General features: G+C 76.1%; 2 protein-coding genes. Both read left to right on the forward strand.

Features of this window, described 5'->3' with window-relative positions; translation table 11 throughout:
• A partial coding sequence (locus ACFU99_RS44180; protein ID WP_384404514.1) for a sigma factor-like helix-turn-helix DNA-binding protein occupies positions 1 to 168 on the forward strand: 168 nt, incomplete at its 5' end.
• On the forward strand, positions 155 to 904 hold the full coding sequence (locus ACFU99_RS44185) for a hypothetical protein (protein ID WP_384404512.1): 750 nt from the start codon (positions 155 to 157) through the stop codon (positions 902 to 904). The genes ACFU99_RS44180 and ACFU99_RS44185, both read left to right, overlap by 14 nt.
• The last annotated feature ends 291 nt before the right edge of the window (positions 905 to 1,195 follow it).

A 1,195-nucleotide genomic window follows, 5' to 3' on the forward strand; every position in this document is an offset into this window, starting at 1 on the left:
GTCGTCGTGCTGCGCTACTTCGAGGACCTGAGCGTCGAGGAGACGGCCGCGACGCTCGGCTGCCGGCCGGGAACGGTCAAGAGCCAGGCGTCGAAGGCGCTCAAGGCGCTGCGCGGTCAAGTGCGGGAGTCGATGGCGGAAGGGGGTGCGCGCGGTGAGCGAGGCTGACGAGGAGCGGGAGCTGCGCCGCCTGCTGGAGCACGCCGTGCCCCGGCTCTCCGCCCCGGAGCAGCGGATGCGCCAGGTGCGCCGCCGGGTGGCGCGCCGACGTCGGCGGCGCATGGCCGGACTGGGCGCGGGCGTCGCCGCGGTGGCGCTGTGCGCGGTCCTGTCGTGGCCGTCCGCCTCCCCCGCGCCGACGAAGGAGCCGATTCCGGTGGCGTCCGCGCCTGCCGAGCGCCCTGTCCGCTACGCCGAACTGCTGGACCTGGGGTACCGACTGCCGCGGGGCTGGTACGCGCAGGGCCCCACCGCCCAGCCGGACAGCGCCTCCCCGACGGCCTTCGCCGCCACCCAGCCGCTGTCCGGGCGTCCGGCGTGCACGGAGAAGACCGCCGTCGCCGACTTCTGCGGGCCGCTGGACGCGCTCGACAGCGGCGGCGCGCTGGTCGCGTTCCAGCGGGTGCCCGGCGAGACGTCGGCGGCGGAGTCCTTCCGCCTCCGGCCCGAGAAGTCGCCGACGCCCGAGTGCCGGATGATCGGCGGCACCCGCGAGCTGACGGCCACCCGAACCGTCCTGCGCGAGGCCACCCCCGACATCGGGACCGGCGAGGACAGGTCGATCGCCGTGACCGTCTGCCTGCGGGAGCCCGCCGAGGCATCGCTGGCGCAGGCCCGCGAGCTGCTGGACACCACGGTCTTCAGCTCCGCTTCGCCCACGGCGACGCACGACTCCGACCGCTGACCGAGCCGCGCCGCACCCGCGCCGCCGGCCGTCCGCTCGGCGCCTCGTACGTCCGGCCGTATGTCCCGCCGCACATCCAGCCGTACGTCCTGCCGCTCGTACGCACGGCGCCCCGTGCACACGGCCGCTCGCGCGCGCCGCTCCTCGTCCACCACCACCTGCTCGCCTACTGAAAGGGCGCCCCCATGTCCGTACGCCTTCCGCTCGCAGCGCGCCCGCTGTGCGCGTCCCTGTTGGCCCTGGTCTGCGCGGGTTCGCTCGCCGGTTGCGGTGCGCACCCCGCCGGCGGGG

Source organism: Streptomyces sp. NPDC057654 (genome assembly GCF_042800135.1).
Taxonomy (GTDB): domain Bacteria; phylum Actinomycetota; class Actinomycetes; order Streptomycetales; family Streptomycetaceae; genus Streptomyces.